This is a genomic window from Limnohabitans sp. (genome assembly GCF_031539175.1).
Lineage (GTDB): Bacteria > Pseudomonadota > Gammaproteobacteria > Burkholderiales > Burkholderiaceae_C > Limnohabitans.
This window is the reverse complement of record NZ_JAVKLQ010000043.1, coordinates 18,503-35,957: the sequence shown is the minus strand read 5'-3', so window position 1 is coordinate 35,957 and position 17,455 is coordinate 18,503. Positions and strand designations below refer to the sequence as shown.

The following is a 17,455-nucleotide window of genomic DNA, read 5'->3' as shown; positions in this document are numbered from 1 at the left end:
TTGGTATCGTTCTTCTCGGCTGAGGTGCTTGTACATTGGGCAATTTCGATTTGGCGGTTAAAGCGGCCATGATGCTCTCGCATCCTCAGCCACCTATAACCAGTTCATCTTTGTTGCACTTCGTCCTTGAATCCGCCAATTAAATTGAAAAATTAGTTATTTGTAACTATTTAATAATAAGCTCTTGTAAACTGGTGCCCATTGGTACTAGATTTTTTTATACAAACTTATGAGATCTGTTTTGGTCGTTGACGACAACTTGGTGAATCGCAAACTGGCTGTGGCGTTGCTTCAACGCCGTGGCATGCAGACCGAAGAGGCTGAAAATGGTTTGGTGGCATTGAGTAAGTTGGCCAACGGTCACTATGACTCGGTGTTGTTGGACATCAGCATGCCGCTGATGGATGGTGAAGAAGTGTGTCGTCACATTCGCGCCAACACCAATTGGTCGGACATGCGCGTGATCGCTTACACCGCACACGCCTTGGAGTCGGAGCGCTCGCGGATCATGGCGTCTGGCTTTGATGATGTGCTCATCAAACCTATCAGCATCAGCGATTTGCTGCGTGTTCTGCCGGATTGAGTTCAGGCACCGAGACCTCAAAATAAGCGCCTTCATTCAACTGCGACGTCAGCTGCAGTCGCCCGCCCATCAGGCGCACCAACTCACGCACCAAAGCCAATCCCAAGCCCGTTCCGCCATGCTCGCGGGTGATGAATGAGGTGGCTTGATGGAAGCGCTCAAACACCGCCTCTTGGACGTTGGGGGCAATGCCGGGGCCTGTGTCCCGCACACCAATCACCAGCTGCTGATCCGACCAGCGTGCTGATAACGTGATGTCACCTTGCTCCGTGAATTTGACCGCGTTGTTCAGCAAGTTGTTGATGATTTGACGCAAGCGCATGGGGTCGGTGCACAGTTGTTCGGGCAAATTGGGCTCAAACACCGTGCGCATTTGCAAACCCTTTTGTTGAGCGCAGGGCGCATGCAGCGAGGCGACCTCTTCCAGCAAGGTGCGCACGTGGATGGCCGCGGGCTCTAGGGTCATGTGACCCGCTTCAATTTTGGCGATATCCAGCATGTCGTTCACCACAGACAGCAGGTGTCGTCCGCTTTGGTGAATGGTTTGTGCGAATTCGCGGGTGGCGTTGTCTTTGGCGTCTTCGTGGATGAGTTCTGAGAATCCCAAAATACCGTTCAGCGGCGTGCGCAGCTCATGCGAAACGTTAGCGACAAAGTCGCTCTTCAAGCGGCTGTTTTCTTCAGCCTGACGGCGTGCTTCTTCGCTGCGTTCTAAAGACGCTTGCACGCTGTCCGCCATCGTGTTGAGGGAGTTGTTCAAATGACCTAATTCATCGTTGGTGCTGTGTTGAAAACGAAACGACAAATCGCCCGCTTCAATGCGTGACAAGCCTTTGACCAAGTTGGTAATTCGTTGCGTCAGCATGGAGGCCAGCCAAACCGCTACCACCAAAACCAAGCCCAGCATCACAAACGTTGACCCCGACAAGCTCGCGGCAGTGCGGTTCACTGAGCCAGCGATCATGCTTTGCAAGTCGGCTTGTCGGTGTTTGAGGCGTTCACTGAACTCGGTTGCTTTTTCGTTCATCAATTTCGCGGTGGCCACGGCAGGGGCGTGAAAGTCCTCAACGCTGGCGCCAATCGTGACGTAGCCAAACCCGCGTGGGGAGTTGCCATATTGCCCAGTGAAGTACGGAATGATGGCCGCTGTGGTGCGTTTCCACAGCCCCGACCATTGGATCAAGAACGAACCTGAGCCGCCTTGCTGCGTCAAATCGTGCTAGCCTTGGCATTGCGGCGCAAAGTTCAGGTAGCGGCAATCCAGACCGAGCATCCCAGCTTGGGTGAGCTCTGCTGCTGGTTTTTTGTCTCGACTTTGGTTGTCAAACGGGCGAACTTTGCGCAAAAAGGTCTGCAATGGCAGTTGTGACGTTTTCCATGCTTTGTAAATGCTGTCTTCTAGCCAAGGTGTGGCGTACTCGCCTGTGGCAGGGTCGAAGCCCATGATGGAGTAATGGCGCGGGTGTGCAATGTTGCGCTCTTTGTGGTCCCATATGAAGGCGTAGTTGCCGCTTTCGGCGTCTGCGATAGCGGTGTAACGCTCGGCGGTGGGCGTGAGGTTGTCGGTGAAACTTCGAATATGGCGATGGTCTAAGGCAAGGGTCACGTAGCCAACGATGGCACCTTGGCGCACCACGGGCGTGGCCCAACGCACCAAACCTTGAAAGGGCTTGCCAACTGGGTTCTCACGACCTGCGAACGCTTCTTTTTCCGGCTGGAAGGGCCGAGAGACCCGTGCCATGCTCTCAGGCGTGACGGCGCCAATCACATGCGACGGCACATACGGCCCCACCACTTCTGAGACATAGATTTGCCCCGGTTTGAGGTGTTGGAGCTCTGCGAAATAGGTTTCTGCTTTGCTCCACGTGTTGGCTTTGTTCGACACATTGCGCAGCGTTTGCGGCAGCACAGACGTGGCGGAAACTTTGATGAGCTCTTGTCCGTCTAGTCCGATGTACGTGATCTCGTGATACAGCGGGGCAGGCTGGGTGCGTCGTACCGACTCAGGGGGGCGAGCATGAAAGTCTTGTACGTTTTCAGCGTTCACCGAGGCGGCCAATTCAAACGCGGGTTCAGCGGCTGCCGTCACCGGCACCCAGCCTTTTTGATGCTCAGCAAGTTGCCATTTCCCTGTCTGAGTGATCAAGCGCGTGCGAGTTTCTAAAAAATTGACATACTGTGTCTTGTTCGGGTCTAGTGCGGCGGCCAGCAACACATCGCGGTCGCGGTCGTACAAAAAATCAGCCACAGCACGTGCGGTGTCTGTGGTCATCCGTTCTAACTCTTCGCGGGCACGGTCATCCAGCGCCTGAACGGAGGCTTTGGTGAAGCGTGTGCTCATGTCGTTGACGGTGATGCTGACCTCTTCCGCCAGTCGATCTGTTTCTTGCGTCAGTTGCAAGCCCAAATGGTGCACACCTTGCCAAGCCAAATAAGCCAAGAGAATCAGTGGAAAAACCTTAATCAATACAAATAAGATAATTAATTTGGATCTAACACCAAATTTGATTTCTTTTAGTGACTCCAGTGGTTTCATTTGTTTACTAATTTTTTGCAAAATAATACTAATAAATTATAGATTCGGAATCTGTTGGCAAGTCTGACATGCTGTCGCCTGCGAACAGACTCCGGCATCCGCTCGCTACACTTCCACATAACTTTTGTGACGCCCCACATTTTTGTGAATACCACCCATACACCTCTTGCTGAACGTCTGCGCCCGCGTACTTTGGGTGAAGTCATCGGACAGCAGCATTTGCTGGGTGAGGGCATGGCGCTGCGTGTGGCATTTGAGTCAGGCCAGCCTCACAGTTGCATTTTGTGGGGCCCACCGGGCGTCGGTAAGACCACCATTGCCCGTTTGATGGCCGATGCCTTTGATGCACAGTTTTTGTCCATCAGCGCCGTCTTAGGGGGCGTGAAAGAAATTCGTGAGGCGGTGGATTTGGCCATGGCGGTGCGCGACGGTCTAGACCCCAAGCGCACCATCATGTTTGTGGACGAGGTGCACCGGTTCAACAAAAGCCAGCAAGACGCGTTTTTGCCGCATGTGGAGTCGGGCTTGTTCACCTTCATTGGCGCGACGACCGAGAACCCCTCGTTTGAGGTGAATTCGGCGTTGTTGTCGCGTGCCGCGGTCTACGTGTTGCAGTCGCTGACCGAACAAGATTTGGGGCAAATCATTGCCAAAGCGCAAGCGATTGGCGCCGTGCCCGCGTTGGAAGATGCGGCCTTGCAGCGACTCATTGCCTACGCCGATGGCGATGCCCGCCGCCTGCTCAACACCTTAGAGACCTTGGCGGTGGCTGCCAACCGTGAGAAGCTCGAAGAGATCAACGACGCGTGGTTGTTGCGTGTGCTGGGCGAGCGCATGCGCCGTTACGACAAAGGCGGCGAACAGTTTTACGACACCATCAGCGCGTTGCACAAATCGGTGCGCGGTTCAGACCCCGATGCCGCTTTGTATTGGCTGGTCCGCATGCTCGATGGCGGCGCCGAGCCCAAATACATGGCGCGCCGCTTGATTCGCATGGCCGCCGAAGACATTGGCTTGGCTGACCCACGCGCCTTGCGCTTGGCGCTGGATGCAGCGGAGGTGTACGAACGTTTGGGCTCACCCGAAGGCGAGTTGGCCTTGGCCGAGTGCGTGGTGTACTTGGCCGTGGCCCCTAAGTCGAATGCGGTCTACAAGGCTTACAACGAAGCCAAAGCTTTGGTTAAAAAAGACGGCACCCGCCCCGTGCCCATGCATTTACGCAACGCGCCCACCCAAATGATGAAAAACATGGATTGGGGCAAGGGCTACCGCTACGCCCATGACGAAGAGGATGGCTTTGCGGCGGGCGAGACTTACATGCCGCAAGGCCTAGAAGATACGGGCTTTTACCGTCCGGTCGCGCGTGGTTTAGAGATCAAAATAGGCGAGAAGCTGCGCCATCTGCGCGACAAAAATCAACAAGCAGGTAAATAACAATGGATGTCTTGCTTCAACAGACCATCAATGGTCTTGTTCTCGGCAGCATGTACGCGTTGGTGGCCTTGGGCTACACCATGGTCTACGGCATCATTAACCTCATCAATTTCGCGCACGGTGAAGTGTTGATGATCGGCGCCTTGTGCAGCTGGTCGGTCATCGGTTGGCTGCAGCCTTTGTTGCCCACTACCCCTGGATGGGTGATCTTGTTGATCTCGATGGTGGTGGCCTCGGCCGCGGCTGCGGCGCTGAACTTCGCGATTGAAAAAATCGCTTATCGCCCCTTGCGCAATGCACCTAAATTGGCCCCACTCATCACCGCCATTGGCATGTCGATCTTGTTGCAAACCTTGGCCATGATTGTGTGGAAGCCCAATTACAAATCGTTTCCCACGCTGCTACCCAGCACCCCGATTGCGTTGGGTGAGGCGGTGATCACCCCCACGCAAATCATGATTTTGGCGGTCACGGCCATGGCTTTGGCCGTGTTGTCTTGGTTGGTCAACGCCACCCAACTGGGGCGTGCCATGCGCGCCACGGCAGAAAACCCACGCGTGGCCAGCTTGATGGGCGTCAAGCCCGACACCGTCATTTCTGCCACCTTCATCATTGGTGCTGTGCTCGCCACGATTGCGGGGGTGATGTGGGCTTCGAACTACGGCACCGTGCAACACGCCATGGGCTTCTTGCCGGGGCTAAAAGCCTTCACGGCCGCCGTGTTTGGCGGCATTGGCAATTTGGCTGGCGCGGTGGTGGGCGGGCTGTTGCTGGGCTTGATTGAATCGATTGGCTCGGGGTACTTGGGGGAGTTAACCGGCGGTGTGCTGGGCAGTCACTACACCGACATCTTGGCCTTCATCGTGCTCATTGTGGTCTTGACGCTGCGGCCTTCGGGCTTGCTGGGCGAGCGTGTCGCAGATCGGGCTTGACGCACATGACACACACATTCCTTTCGAAACGCGGGCTCGGCCAACCTTGGCTCATCTTCGTCCTCGCTTTGGCGTTGCCCTTGGTGCTGCAAAGTTTTGGCAATGCTTGGGTGCGTATTGCTGACATGTCGCTGTTGTATGTGTTGCTGGCGTTGGGCCTGAACATCGTGGTGGGTTATGCCGGTTTGCTGGACTTGGGCTATGTCGCCTTTTTTGCTGTGGGCGCCTATTTGTTTGGGTTGATGGCCTCGCCCCATTTGACCGAGACTTTTCCCCTCATCGCCAGCTTGTTCCCCGATGGCCTGCACATGAGTTTGTGGATGGTGTTGCCATTGGCTGCTGGCTTGGCAGGGCTGTTTGGCCTGATGTTGGGCGCGCCCACTTTGAAGTTGCGCGGTGATTACTTGGCCATCGTCACCTTGGGCTTTGGTGAAATCATTCGCGTGTTTTTGAACAACTTGGACTATCCCGTCAACATCACCAACGGCCCCAAGGGCCTAGGGCAAATCGATGCTGTGACGGTGTTTGGCTACCCCCTCTCGCGGCGACTCGATTTGGGCTTCATCGAACTGCCCTCGGTCACCTTGTATTACTACCTGTTCTTGGCCTTGGTGGTGGTGAGCGTGGTGCTGTGCGCACGCCTTGAACACTCGCGCATTGGCCGCGCTTGGATGGCCATTCGTGAAGACGAAATTGCTGCCAAAGCCATGGGCTTGAACACCCGTAATTTGAAACTCATGGCCTTTGGCATGGGGGCTTCATTCGGTGGCGTCTCGGGGGCGATGTTTGCGGCATTTCAAGGGTTTGTATCGCCGGAGTCGTTCAGCCTGATGGAGTCCGTGATGATCGTGGCGATGGTGGTGCTGGGCGGCTTGGGGCATTTGCCCGGCGTCATTTTGGGCGCTGTGTTGTTGGCCGCTTTGCCCGAGGCGTTGCGCTACCTAGCGGGTCCGCTGCAAGAGATGAGTGGTGGACGTCTGGACGCCGCCATTTTGCGGCAGTTGTTGATTGCGCTGGCGATGATCACCATCATGCTTTGGCGCCCGCGTGGCTTGTGGCCCACGCCCGAGCACGGTAAAAACTTGCCAAGCGTTGGAGGAGGTCAAGCATGAGCAACGCGAATACCCCTGCTAGTTTTGCGCCAACCCGTGGCGGCGAGTCCCTCAGCAAGCCCATCGACTGGGTGTTGAACGTGTCGGGAATTTCCAAGCGCTTTGGTGGTTTGCAAGCCCTGAGCGATGTGCGCATGCAAATAGAGCGCGGCCAAGTCTATGGTTTGATCGGTCCCAACGGTGCGGGCAAGACCACGTTTTTCAACGTGATCACGGGCTTGTACACCCCCGACAGCGGCCAGTTTGAATTGGCCGGCCAACCTTACCAGCCCACCGAGGTGCACCGTGTGGCCCAAGCGGGCATTGCGCGCACCTTTCAAAACATTCGCTTGTTTGCCGAGATGACGGCATTAGAAAACGTGATGGTGGGTCGCCATGTGCGCACGCACTCGGGGTTGTTGGGGGCGATGTTCAGAACCCGTGCTTTTGTCGCCGAAGAAGCGGCGATTGAACAGCGTGCTCGCGAGCTGCTGGACTACGTGGGCATTGGCCCGCTCGCCGATTACAAATCGCGCACGCTCAGCTACGGCGACCAGCGGCGTTTAGAAATTGCGCGTGCCTTGGCCACCGACCCGCAACTCATTGCCTTGGACGAGCCGGCGGCGGGCATGAACGCGACGGAGAAAGTGCAACTGCGCGAGCTGATTGACAAAATTCGGCGCGACCACCGCACGGTCTTGTTGATTGAGCATGACGTGAAGTTGGTCATGGGCCTGTGCGACCGTGTGACCGTGCTCGACTACGGCAAAGTGATTGCGCAAGGCACCCCCGCCGAGGTTCAACGCAACCCACAGGTCATAGAGGCCTATCTCGGCACGGGAGCCCATTGACATGACCCACCACAACGCGAAGGTGCTGCTGAAGGTCAGCGATCTCAAGGTCGGCTATGGCGGCATTCAAGCCGTCAAGGGCGTGAGCTTTGACGTCAGAGAGGGCGAGTTGGTCTCGCTCATTGGCTCCAACGGCGCAGGCAAGACCACCACCATGAATGCCATCACAGGGCTCTTGCCTTTGGGCGGCGGCCAGATCGAGTTGGCGGGCAAGAATATCGCGGGCCTTGGTCCTTGGAACTTGGTGCAACAAGGCTTGGCCATGGTGCCCGAAGGCCGTGGCGTGTTCACGCGCATGACCATCCTGGAGAACTTGCAGATGGGCGCTTATCTGCGCGACGACAAAGCGGCCATTGCTGACGACATCGAGCGCGTGTTCAACACCTTCCCTCGGCTGAAAGAGCGACGCGAGCAACTGGCCGGCACCTTGTCTGGCGGCGAGCAGCAAATGCTGGCCATGGGCCGTGCGTTGATGAGTCGCCCCCAGATGTTGCTGCTCGACGAACCGTCCATGGGCTTGTCGCCCATCATGGTGGACAAGATTTTTGAAGTCATCCGTGAGGTCTCGGCCCAAGGCGTGACGATTTTGCTGGTGGAGCAAAATGCCAGCCGTGCCTTACAAATTGCCGATCGCGGCTATGTGATGGAGTCGGGCCTGATCACCCTCAGCGGTCCCGCGCATGACCTGTTGCATGACCCCAAAGTACGGGCAGCTTATTTAGGAGCGTGACCACCATGACCCAGCGACTCAGTGCCGACGGCATCGCCCACTACCAAACACAAGGGTTTGTGATTCCGCCTTATCGCTTGGAGCCAGCGTTGCTCAAGGGCTTGCAAGACGCGCTCAACACCTTGATCGCCAATAACCCAGGGGTGCGCCCCGAAAAGCTCGTCAGTGCCCACATTGAGGGACGCAACGATGAAGGCGTACACGGCAGTCAGCGCTTTTTAGAGCTCGCGATGCACAAGCCGATTGTCGATATGGTCGAGCAAATCATTGGCCCCGACATCATTTTGTGGGGCTGCCATGTGTTTTGCAAACCTGCCAGTGAGGGGTTTGAAACCCCGTGGCACCAAGACGGCCATTACTGGCCGATTCGCCCTTTGGCCACCTGCACCGTCTGGGTGGCCTTGGAGCCCAGCACGCGTGAGAACGGATGCTTGCGTGTGATTCCCGGTTCTCACCGCGACCATGTGTTGCACGAACACCTGCATGAAGATCGCCAAGATTTGGTCTTGAACCAACGCATGGCCGAAGGCACTTTCGACGAGGCGCAGGCGGTGGATTTGGAGTTGCAACCCGGCCAGATGTCCATGCACGACGTCTACATGATCCATGGGGCGAAAGCCAACACCTCTACCCAGCGTCGAACTGGCGTGGCCTTGCGTTTCATGCCCGGCAGCTCCTTGTTTGACCGCGATTTGCGCCCTATGGATGGCAAAACCGGCGTGCCCGTGAGCTTTGGCACGCGCCCCTTGTGGCTGCTACGCGGCGAAGACCGCACAGGACGCAACGACTTTCAAGTCGGGCACCGTTAAAAGCACGGTTGCAAAGGCCGAAGTCTCAGCCTTCCATCACCCAAATGATGACTTGCTTGGCCACAAAGCCCAGCATGCCAAACGCCAGCACGAGGAACAACACAAAGGTGCCGAACTTACCGGCTTTCGATTCGCGTGCCAGCTGAAAAATGATGAACAGCATGTAGAGCATGAAGCCCGCGATGCCGAAGGTCAGCCCGAAGTTGGCAAATTGTTCTTCTGTCATGGCAGGCTCAATGCGCAGAGGCGTCGTAGATCACCAAGTCGCGGTAGGCGTGCCAGCTGGCATGGCCCAGCATGGGGACGACGCCGAGCAGCCCTAAAAATGCAGACCCCACGCCCAGCGCGGTGAACAAGCACAACAGCCCCGCCCACATGGCCATGGCGAAGGGATTGAGGGCCACCACACGCCAACTGGTGAACACCGCTTGCCAAAGTGTGAGTTTGGGGTGATCCATCAACAGGGGAATGGTGATGACGGTGGAGGCAAACATGGGGGCTGCAATCAAGGTGCTCATCAGCACCCAGATTTCAAACAAACCAAAGTGAGGTTGCAAGACCACCAAGCGCACAAAGTCGGTGGGAGTGTGCACACTGGCGGGCAGCATCCAATGCACCAAAGCGGCTGAGCACAGTAACCAACCACCGCTGGAGAGGGCCAGCAACACACCAAATTGAATCAGGCGCTTGTCACCGCAGGTCCAAATGCGAAAGGCGTCACCCAAAGTGGCCGTTTGCTTGCGCTCCAGCCGACGGCTGATGTCGTACAGCCCCGTGGCCAGCAACGGCGCCACGATCATGCAGGTGGCGAGCATGGCGGCAATCCACCAAAACTCATGGCGGGCGAACCAAAACAAGGTACGGGCGACTGCGGCCAAGATCAAACCATGGATGGCACCCGAGGTGGGGCTGCGCTCCATGTCACGCCATGCCAACGCCAGCCAATGCAGTGGGCGAGTCAGCTCGACTTCTCGGACCTCTAGGTCGGGATGCGGGCTGAAATCAGTCAATGCGTGCTCCAGAGCGTTGGATGATGGGGGCCCATTTGATGGACTCATCGTGGATCAACTTGGTGAACTGCTCGGGGGTTCCGCCAATGGCTTCGAGCCCTGCCGCTTTGAGGCGATCTTTGACGGCGGGGTCATGCAAGGCCGCGTTGAGTGCGCTGTTGATGCGGTCCACCACGGCACGCGGGGTGCCTGCGGGCACCAACACGCCGTTCCAAGCCAGGGCTTCGAAGCCTTTGAGCTCGGGCAAGCCGCTTTCGGCCACGGTGGGCACATCGGGCAGCAGCGGGTAACGCTGGGCGCTGGTGACCGCCAAATACTTCAGGCGGCCTTGCTTGACTTGCGGCGCGATCACGGTGGGCACGGACGCTATCAAATGGGTTTCACCCGACAACGTAGACAACACCGCAGGCGGGCTGCCGTTAAAGGGGATGTGAACGGTGAAGGTATTCGTGACGGCCTTGATGTATTCCATCGTCAGGTGTGACGAGCTGCCGTTGCCCACCGACGCAAAGTTGTACTTGCCAGGCGAGGCCTTCAGCAAACCCACCAACTCACGCATGTTGTTGGCCGGCAGTTGCACGTTGGCGGCGATGACGTTGGGTTGCGAGGTGGTGATCATCACCGCCTGCAAATCTTTCAGCGGCTGATAGGGCAGCTTGGGGTACAGATAGGGTGCAAACGACAAAGGCCCGTTGTACGACATGACCCAGGTGTAGCCATCGGGCGCCGACTTGGCCACCTCGTTGGTGCCCACGGTGCCGCCCGCTTGGGGTTTGTTTTCGACCACCACGGCTTGCCCCAAATTGTCTTTGAGGCGGTCTTGCATGGCGCGTGCAATCACATCCAGTGACGAACCCGCAGGTGCCACGACCACCCAACGGATGGGTTTGGTGGGAAAGCTTTGTGCCTGCGCTGTGAATGACGCCGCCACCAAACTCAGTCCCAAGCCCAGACCCGCGACGATGTGTTGGATCAACGGCCACGACGCTCGCGCATGGTTGTGTGCCAATGCGTGAAAGGGGCGCGTGGATTGGTTTGGGATGTGTGGCATGTGGCGTCTTTCGCTGCTTAGGTTTTGTCGGCAGCAGAGGTGAACGAGTCGGCGTAGAACTCATCGGCGGGCAAGCCTGCTGCCGTGTAGTCAGCGCGGGCCGAGTCCACCACGATGGGCGCACCGCAAGCGTAGACCTGATGGCCGCTCAGGTCGGGTGTGTCTTGCAGCACGGCTTGGTGCACAAAACCGGTTCGGCCGCGCCAGTTGTCTTCAGGCAAGGCGTTGGAGATGACGGGCACGTAGGTCAAATTGGGAATGACGGCCAATTGGGCTTGCACCCAGTCGTTCAAATACAAATCTTCAGGGCGGCGGCCACCCCAATAAAGGGTGACAGGGCGTGTGATGCCCTTAAATTGCATGTGCTCCAAGATGGCCTTGATGGGCGCAAAGCCCGTGCCTGAGGCCAAAAACACCAAAGGCTTGTCCGAGTCTTCACGCAAGAAGAAGGTGCCTTGCGGGCCTTCGATGCGTTGAATTTCTTTTTCTTTCATGGCCCCGAATACGTGGTCGGTGAACTTACCACCGGGCATGTGGCGGATGTGCAATTCAATGGCGGGGCTGCCCGCAACCAAGGTGTGTGGTGCATTGGCCATGGAGTAGCTGCGGCGGTCGCCATCGCGCAACAAAAAGTCGATGTACTGACCCGCGTGAAACTTCATCACGTCGTTGGCGGGCAGTTGGAGTTTGACGATCATCACGTCGTGCGATGCTTTCTCGAGCGAAATGACGCGCACCGGCATCTTCTTGATGGGGAAGGCGCCTTCTTCCACCACTTGGCGCGACTCCAGCACCACATCGCTGTGTGCGGTGGCGCAGCAGGTGAGCACAAAGCCGTTGGCAGCTTCTTCCGGACTCAAGGCTTTTTCTTGGTGTTTGCCGTGTGTCACATCGCCCGAAATCTTTTTACATTTGCAAGAACCGCAAGCGCCGTCTTTGCAGCCATAGGGCAGGCCAATGCCTTGGCGCATGCCTGCAGCCAGCAGGGTTTCGTCAGAGGTTGCTGTGAAAGTGCGGCTACTGGGCTGGACCGTGATGTTGAAACTCATCTTTGGGTATCCTTGAACTTTTATAGGCTGTATTTTGCCCTCCAACCAACCCCCTCTTGGCGCCTTGCCTGCCCGATTTCGACGTGAACGCTTACTGATCATCGGTTGTGGTGATGTGGGCCTGCGTGTGGTGCGTGCCCAACGCCATGTGCGCGTGCTGGCGCTGACCTCAAGTGCGGCACGCTTGGCAGAGTTGCGGGCTTTGGGCGTCACGCCTTTGTTGGGTGATTTAGACCAACCCGCCACCTTGAAACGCTTGGCGGGCTTAGCCACCCGTGTGCTTCACTTGGCCCCGCCGCCCCTGCGTGGCAGCACCGACCCACGCACCCAAGCACTCACCCGCGCACTCAGCCTGCGCACGCCAGCGCGCAGCTGGGTGTATGGCTCGACCAGCGGCGTGTATGGCGATTGCGCGGGTGACTGGGTGAGTGAGAGTCGTCTGCTGAACCCCGCTACGCCACGTGCCATGCGCCGTGTGGATGCAGAAGCGCGGCAGCGCCACTATGCGCGTTTACGGGGCAACGCGGTGCGTGTGAGCGTGTTGCGTATTCCGGGCATTTACGCACCTGACCGCGAAGGCGGCACGCCCCGAGAGCGTTTGTTGCGCGGCGCACCGGTGTTGAACCCTGGGGACGATGTGTTCACCAACCACATTCATGCCGACGACTTGGCCCGTGCTTGCCAGCTGGCGCTGTGGCGTGGCAAAACGCAGCGTGCTTACAACGTGAACGACGACAGCAGTTTGTTGATGGGCGATTACTTTGACATGGCAGCAGGTTTGTACGGGTTGCCCAAACCTCCACGCATCAGCCGTGCGCAAGCGCAGGTGGACGTGCCTGCGATGCAGCTGAGCTTCATGAGTGAGTCACGCCGCATGCTGAACACACGCATGAAGCGCGAGCTGCGGCTGCAGCTGCGCTATGCGGATGTGAAGGCGGGCTTGGCTGAGCCTAATACTTAGCCTCCACCCCGCGTCAAAGCGGGTGCTGCGCGAAAGACCAAAGGCCGTTGCCGCGCCTGCGATCAATCGAATTTGATGTTGCCGGCTTTGATGGCTTTGGCCCAGCTGACGGTGTCGCGCTCCAGCAGCTTGGTGGTGTTGTCGGGCGTGAGGTAGCGCACTTCCACCCCTGCGAGTTCGGCGCGTTGCTTGGTTTCAGGCAACTCCATGGCGCGTTTGACTTCGGCCGAGAGTTTTTGCACCACGTCTTTGGGCGTGCCGCTGGCGACGTACAAAGCCACCCACGACTCCAACTCAAAGCCACTCAAGCCCGCTTCGGCCACGGTTGGCACTTGTGGCAGTTGGTGGTGACGCGTTTTACCCGTGACGGCCAAGGCTTTGAGCTTGCCGCTGAGCACATGGCCCATCACCGAAGGCGGGGTGGTGATGAAGACTTGCACTTGTCCCGCCAGCACATCTTGAATCGCTTGGCCTGAGCCTTTGTAAGGCACATGCGTCATCTCAATGCCGGTTTGCTGCTTGAAAATTTCGGTGCCGATGTGCGACACCGAGCCGTTGCCTTGCGAGGCGTAATTGAGCTTGCCCGGGTTTTGTTTGGCCCAAGCAATGAACTCTTTGAGTGTGTTGGCGGGGACCGAAGGATGTACCGCAATCACGTTGGTGGCCACGGTGATCAAGCCCACAGGCGTGAGGTCTTTGAGCTCCCAAGGCAGTTTGTCCATCAAGATGGGGTTGGCAATGTGATAGCCCGAATAGGACACCAACACGGTGTAGCCATCTTTGGGGCTGCGCGCCACGAGTGAGTAAGCCAAGTTGCCACTGCCACCAGGTTTGTTGTCGACCACCACGGATTGACCGATCAGGCGTGCCAAGGGCTCGCTGACCAAACGGGCCGAGGTGTCGACCAAGCCACCGGGCGGGTTGGGGACCACCAAGGTGATGGGCTTGCTGGGGTAGGCATCGGCTTGCGCCCACACCGAGGATGACGCCAAGCCAGACAGTGCAGCCACAACGGCCAGCGTGAGGTGGAGTTGGCGGCGGTTGATCAAGTTCATGTTGTTTTCCTTGGACATGGCGAGGCGTTAGCGTTGGCCAATGCGCACGGTGCCAAAAATGGTTTGGGCTTCGCGTGGCATGCAGCGCCAGTACTGTGGACTGGCTTGCACCGTGCCGTGAAGTGCGGCGGCGGCTTCCCACATCCAACGGGGTTTGTACAAAAAGGCGCGCGCCAAAGCGACGAGATCGGCATCGCCGCGCGCGACGATGTCTTCGGCTTGTTGCGGTTCGGTGATCAAGCCCACAGCGATGGTGGGCAGTTGTGCTTTTTGTTTCACCAACTTGGCGAAAGGCACTTGGTACTCGGGGCCAATGGCGATCTTTTGTTGCGACGACACGCCGCCTGAGGAGATGTGAACAAAGTCAGCGCCCGCGAGCTTCAAGCGCAACGAGAAGTCGGCGGTTTCTTCGGGCGTCCAGCCACCATCGACCCAGTCGGTCGCAGACAAACGCATGCCCAAGGCGCCTTTGTAAACCGCGCGTACGGCCTGAAACACCTCCATGGGAAAGCGTGTTCGGCCGTCAAAGTTGCCGCCATAGCCATCGGTGCGCACGTTAGACAGGGGCGACAAAAACTGGTGCAACAAATAGCCATGTGCGCCGTGCAGTTCAATGGCCTCGATGCCCATTGCGTCGGCGCGTTCAGCGGCTTTCACGAAGGCCTGTTTGATGTCTTCTAAACCTTGTGCATCGATGGCTTCAGGCGGTGTTTCTTGCGCCAAATGCGGCAATGCCGAGGGGGCTTCTGGGTGCCAGCCGCCATGCGTTGCATCCACCAATTGGCCTCCCTCCCAAGGGGAGGCGCTGGAGGCTTTGCGGCCTGCATGCGCAAGTTGGATGCACACAGGCACATGCGGCGCGAGTTGGCGAGCGCGTTGCAAGGTGTCGCTCAGCGCAGCAGCCGTGGCGTCGTCCCACAAGCCTAGGCAATAAGGCGTGATGCGGCCGCGTGCGGTGACGGCGGTGGCTTCGATGATGAACAGGGCCGCGCCACTGTTGAGCATGTTGCCCCAATGCATCAAATGCCAATCGGTGGCCTGACCGTTGTCGGCCGAGTATTGGCACATGGGGGCGACCACGCCGCGGTTGGCCAAGGTCAAAGGGCCGCGTGGCGAGGTGAGGGTGAATTCAGAAAAGAGGTGGCTCAAGAGAACTCCAAAAACAAAAATGCCTGCGTATGAGGCAGGCACGGATCGTAAGTTGCCTGCGATGTTTCAGTTGGCAACTGCGCGACAAAGAGCAGCACTTTGCGAGTTACAAGAAGCTGTCGTCATCGTCGTCCTCCGCATCCGCTTCATCGAGTGCGGTTTCGATGTGAGGTTTGGGCGTGGTTTTGGCCTCTTCTTCAATGTCGGCCAAACGTGAGTTGAGACTGTTCACTGTGTTTTTGATGCCCGCCAAACGACCGCGAAAAGCGGCGCGTGCTTCTTCTTGCTTGACTTTTTTGAGCTCAGCTTCCGATACGGCTGCGGGGGCAGTAGCAGGGACGGTCGGCGCAGCTGCACGTGGTTGAGGTGTCGGTGTGGTAGGGGCCGCTACAGTTGTTTCAGTGGCGGTCGGCGTGTCGCGGGTCGGAAACGCGACTGTGGCGCGTTCAACCGCGGTCGACGGCAATACTTCGAGGTGATCTTCTATGCGATCAATCGGCACATCTTGCTGGTTCAACCCAGGCAGCGGGTTTTCTGGGGCCGCTTGACGGTTGTCGATGACGCCTTCTTTGTCGATCGCTTGCACGTTGTCCACGATGGCGGCATTGCCAAGTTGTTGGACGTTCTCGGTCTCATTCACGGTCGCTATGGCTTGGCGATTGTCTGAGTCTGCGGCCGTGTCGATGGCGACACGGTTGTCTGCGGTGCTGGGTGTTGGGTCTAAGGTTTGGCGATTTTTCGGCGCGTTGTCATGGGGAATGGCTTGCACATTCTCAGACACCTCGTCTTTGGGAATGCTTTGGCGGTTGTCAATCGCTGCTTCAACGTCGATGGGCTGGACATTGGGCGCGGTATGGTCATCGGCAATGCTTTGCACATTGGGCGAAGCGGCTGAATCTGTGGCAATCGATGATCGATTTTCGCGGCTTGCCGATACATCGATGGCTTGTGTGTTGTCGTCGATGTGATCGACTGGGATGCTTTGTACGTTGGGTGATGCAGCCCGCTCTGTGGCGATGCCTTGACGGTTGTCGATGACGACTTCTTTGTCGATCGCTTGCACGTTGTCTGCAATTTTGTCGACGGAAATATTTTGGACGTTGGGTGCGGTAGCCTGCTCGGTGGCAATGCCTTGTCGATGGTCCGACGGGGTCGACGTTTCTATGACTTGCTTGTTGTCTTGAACTTTTTCAACCGCGATGCTTTGAACATTGGCGGATGACGCGCCATCGACGGCCAGCGTTTGACGATTTGCTGTCTCGCTTGACGTGTCGATGTGCTGAACATTGCTGGCCAGCTGATCGACGGGCACTGGCTGCACGTTGGATGCAAGCCCTTGGTCTGCGGTGACCGATTGGATGTTGGCTGGCAGTTTGTCAATTGGAACGTTTTGCACATTGGACGATGCGGCGTCGTTCTCTGTCACGACTTGAACATTGGGTTCAACTGGCGCATCGTTCTTGATCGCAAGGTTTGTTGCTTGGGCAGACAGCGCCGCTTGAAGGTCGAGTTCAAACTTGCTCAGTTGCTCTTCTTCAGGGGGTTTGGCGGCCTCAAGCGCCAAAGCTTGCGCTTCCAGCTCAGCTTTTTTCTTTGCCGCATCGACGTCGGCAAAAGAATTGACAATATTTTTTGGGGTTTTCGCATTGCCTGTCCGTTCAGAGACTTGAACGGAGTGCCGCGTGCCACTTCTCACAATGTTGCTGAATTCTTCGTCTTGCATAGATTCGAAGTCAATGAGTCAGTTGAAGGGAAGGAAACGTTTGAAACCGCTTTGTTCGCAGATCACACCTGACATCCATCGCTTTGTTCCCTTTTGGATAGCTGCTGATTTGGAACAAATTTTTGTGAATATTGTTGCCTCTGTCATTTTTGCATGATTAGAGTGCAAACACGGGGCCAGTTACTGCGTCTTTTTGAACGCATCCACGCCCAATCTTGTTGATTTGATGAGCTGTTGACGTCTGGTGTTTGACGCGCAAAAGCGAAAATCTATGCAAGCTGGCGCGACTCTTGACACGTTGAGGTTTTGAACAGGCGAAAAAAAAACCACAAGGTTTAAATCTTGCGGCTTTTGTCCAGTGGTGCCCGGGGCCGGAATCGAACCGGCACGCCTTGCGGCGGGGGATTTTGAGTCCCCTGCGTCTACCAATTTCACCACCCGGGCACTGGAATCAACAGGCGATATTATGGCACATTTAAGGCATGACTGAA

General features: G+C 57.2%; 17 protein-coding genes and 1 tRNA gene. 8 read left to right on the top strand and 10 right to left on the bottom strand.

Annotated features, from left to right (window positions below; translation table 11 throughout):
* The first annotated feature begins 229 nt into the window (after positions 1-229).
* Positions 230-583: a response regulator gene (locus RMS95_RS08090; RefSeq protein ID WP_104800821.1), complete on the top strand. Its 354-nt coding sequence runs from the start codon at positions 230-232 to the stop codon at positions 581-583.
* On the opposite strand, the gene RMS95_RS08085 is transcribed toward RMS95_RS08090, so the two are convergent.
* Together RMS95_RS08085 and RMS95_RS08080 are read right to left on the bottom strand one after the other, a co-directional pair.
* Positions 552-1,796, bottom strand: a complete 1,245-nt coding sequence (locus RMS95_RS08085; RefSeq protein WP_310645162.1) for an ATP-binding protein — start codon at positions 1,794-1,796, stop codon at positions 552-554. The genes RMS95_RS08090 and RMS95_RS08085 overlap by 32 nt on opposite strands.
* A gap of 6 nt (positions 1,797-1,802) precedes the next feature.
* Entirely contained in the window at positions 1,803-3,023 is a 1,221-nt protein-coding gene (locus RMS95_RS08080) for a hypothetical protein (RefSeq protein ID WP_310645160.1), read from the bottom strand.
* 240 nt (positions 3,024-3,263) lie between these two features.
* Here RMS95_RS08080 and RMS95_RS08075 point away from each other — a divergent pair, with 240 nt between their 5' ends.
* Genes RMS95_RS08075 through RMS95_RS08050 form a run of 6 tightly spaced genes read left to right on the top strand, consistent with a single transcriptional unit; the run spans position 3,264 to position 8,966 of the window.
* A complete protein-coding gene (locus RMS95_RS08075; protein WP_310645159.1) occupies positions 3,264-4,553 on the top strand; it encodes a replication-associated recombination protein A in 1,290 nt (429 codons plus the stop codon).
* A 2-nt stretch (positions 4,554-4,555) separates the two neighbouring features.
* Positions 4,556-5,485, top strand: a complete 930-nt coding sequence (locus RMS95_RS08070; protein ID WP_310645158.1) for a branched-chain amino acid ABC transporter permease — start codon at positions 4,556-4,558, stop codon at positions 5,483-5,485.
* Between the two features lie 5 nt (positions 5,486-5,490).
* A complete protein-coding gene (locus tag RMS95_RS08065; protein WP_310645156.1) occupies positions 5,491-6,597 on the top strand; it encodes an ABC transporter permease subunit in 1,107 nt (368 codons plus the stop codon).
* Positions 6,594-7,427 carry an ABC transporter ATP-binding protein gene (locus tag RMS95_RS08060; protein WP_310645154.1) on the top strand — a complete coding sequence of 278 codons (834 nt, stop codon included), beginning with the start codon at positions 6,594-6,596 and terminating at the stop codon, positions 7,425-7,427. Before RMS95_RS08065 ends, RMS95_RS08060 begins: the two co-directional genes overlap by 4 nt.
* A 1-nt stretch (position 7,428) precedes the next feature.
* On the top strand, positions 7,429-8,157 hold the full coding sequence (locus RMS95_RS08055) for an ABC transporter ATP-binding protein (protein ID WP_310645153.1): 729 nt from the start codon (positions 7,429-7,431) through the stop codon (positions 8,155-8,157).
* Positions 8,158-8,162: 5 nt separating this feature from the next.
* Positions 8,163-8,966: a phytanoyl-CoA dioxygenase family protein gene (locus RMS95_RS08050; protein WP_310645152.1), complete on the top strand. Its 804-nt coding sequence runs from the start codon at positions 8,163-8,165 to the stop codon at positions 8,964-8,966.
* 25 nt (positions 8,967-8,991) lie between these two features.
* Here the strand turns inward: RMS95_RS08050 and RMS95_RS08045 are convergent, their stop codons facing one another.
* Genes RMS95_RS08045 through RMS95_RS08030 form a run of 4 tightly spaced genes read right to left on the bottom strand, consistent with a single transcriptional unit; the run spans position 8,992 to position 12,076 of the window.
* Positions 8,992-9,192 (bottom strand): DUF2788 domain-containing protein, encoded by a 201-nt coding sequence (locus RMS95_RS08045; RefSeq protein ID WP_104800825.1) that lies wholly within the window; start codon positions 9,190-9,192, stop codon positions 8,992-8,994.
* A 7-nt stretch (positions 9,193-9,199) separates the two neighbouring features.
* Positions 9,200-9,976, bottom strand: coding sequence for a DUF2189 domain-containing protein (locus RMS95_RS08040; RefSeq protein WP_310645149.1), 777 nt, complete (start codon positions 9,974-9,976; stop codon positions 9,200-9,202).
* Positions 9,969-11,027: a tripartite tricarboxylate transporter substrate binding protein gene (locus RMS95_RS08035; protein ID WP_310645147.1), complete on the bottom strand. Its 1,059-nt coding sequence runs from the start codon at positions 11,025-11,027 to the stop codon at positions 9,969-9,971. The genes RMS95_RS08040 and RMS95_RS08035 overlap by 8 nt, the downstream gene beginning before the upstream one ends.
* 17 nt (positions 11,028-11,044) lie before the next feature.
* Positions 11,045-12,076 (bottom strand): CDP-6-deoxy-delta-3,4-glucoseen reductase, encoded by a 1,032-nt coding sequence (locus RMS95_RS08030; RefSeq protein WP_310645145.1) that lies wholly within the window; start codon positions 12,074-12,076, stop codon positions 11,045-11,047.
* A 34-nt stretch (positions 12,077-12,110) separates the two neighbouring features.
* Between RMS95_RS08030 and RMS95_RS08025 the strand changes: the two genes are divergently transcribed.
* Positions 12,111-13,037 (top strand): SDR family oxidoreductase, encoded by a 927-nt coding sequence (locus RMS95_RS08025; protein ID WP_310645143.1) that lies wholly within the window; start codon positions 12,111-12,113, stop codon positions 13,035-13,037.
* A gap of 62 nt (positions 13,038-13,099) precedes the next feature.
* Here the strand turns inward: RMS95_RS08025 and RMS95_RS08020 are convergent, their stop codons facing one another.
* From RMS95_RS08020 to RMS95_RS08005, 4 genes are all read right to left on the bottom strand, one after another.
* The gene (locus tag RMS95_RS08020) at positions 13,100-14,110 is read right to left on the bottom strand and encodes a Bug family tripartite tricarboxylate transporter substrate binding protein (protein ID WP_405023370.1); all 1,011 of its coding nucleotides are present in this window, start codon (positions 14,108-14,110) and stop codon (positions 13,100-13,102) included.
* A 9-nt stretch (positions 14,111-14,119) separates the two neighbouring features.
* On the bottom strand, positions 14,120-15,241 hold the full coding sequence (locus tag RMS95_RS08015; RefSeq protein WP_310645142.1) for an NADH:flavin oxidoreductase/NADH oxidase: 1,122 nt from the start codon (positions 15,239-15,241) through the stop codon (positions 14,120-14,122).
* A gap of 106 nt (positions 15,242-15,347) precedes the next feature.
* Positions 15,348-16,964: a hypothetical protein gene (locus RMS95_RS08010; RefSeq protein ID WP_310645140.1), complete on the bottom strand. Its 1,617-nt coding sequence runs from the start codon at positions 16,962-16,964 to the stop codon at positions 15,348-15,350.
* A gap of 359 nt (positions 16,965-17,323) precedes the next feature.
* A tRNA-Leu gene (locus RMS95_RS08005) sits at positions 17,324-17,408 on the bottom strand.
* Positions 17,409-17,455 lie beyond the last annotated feature (47 nt).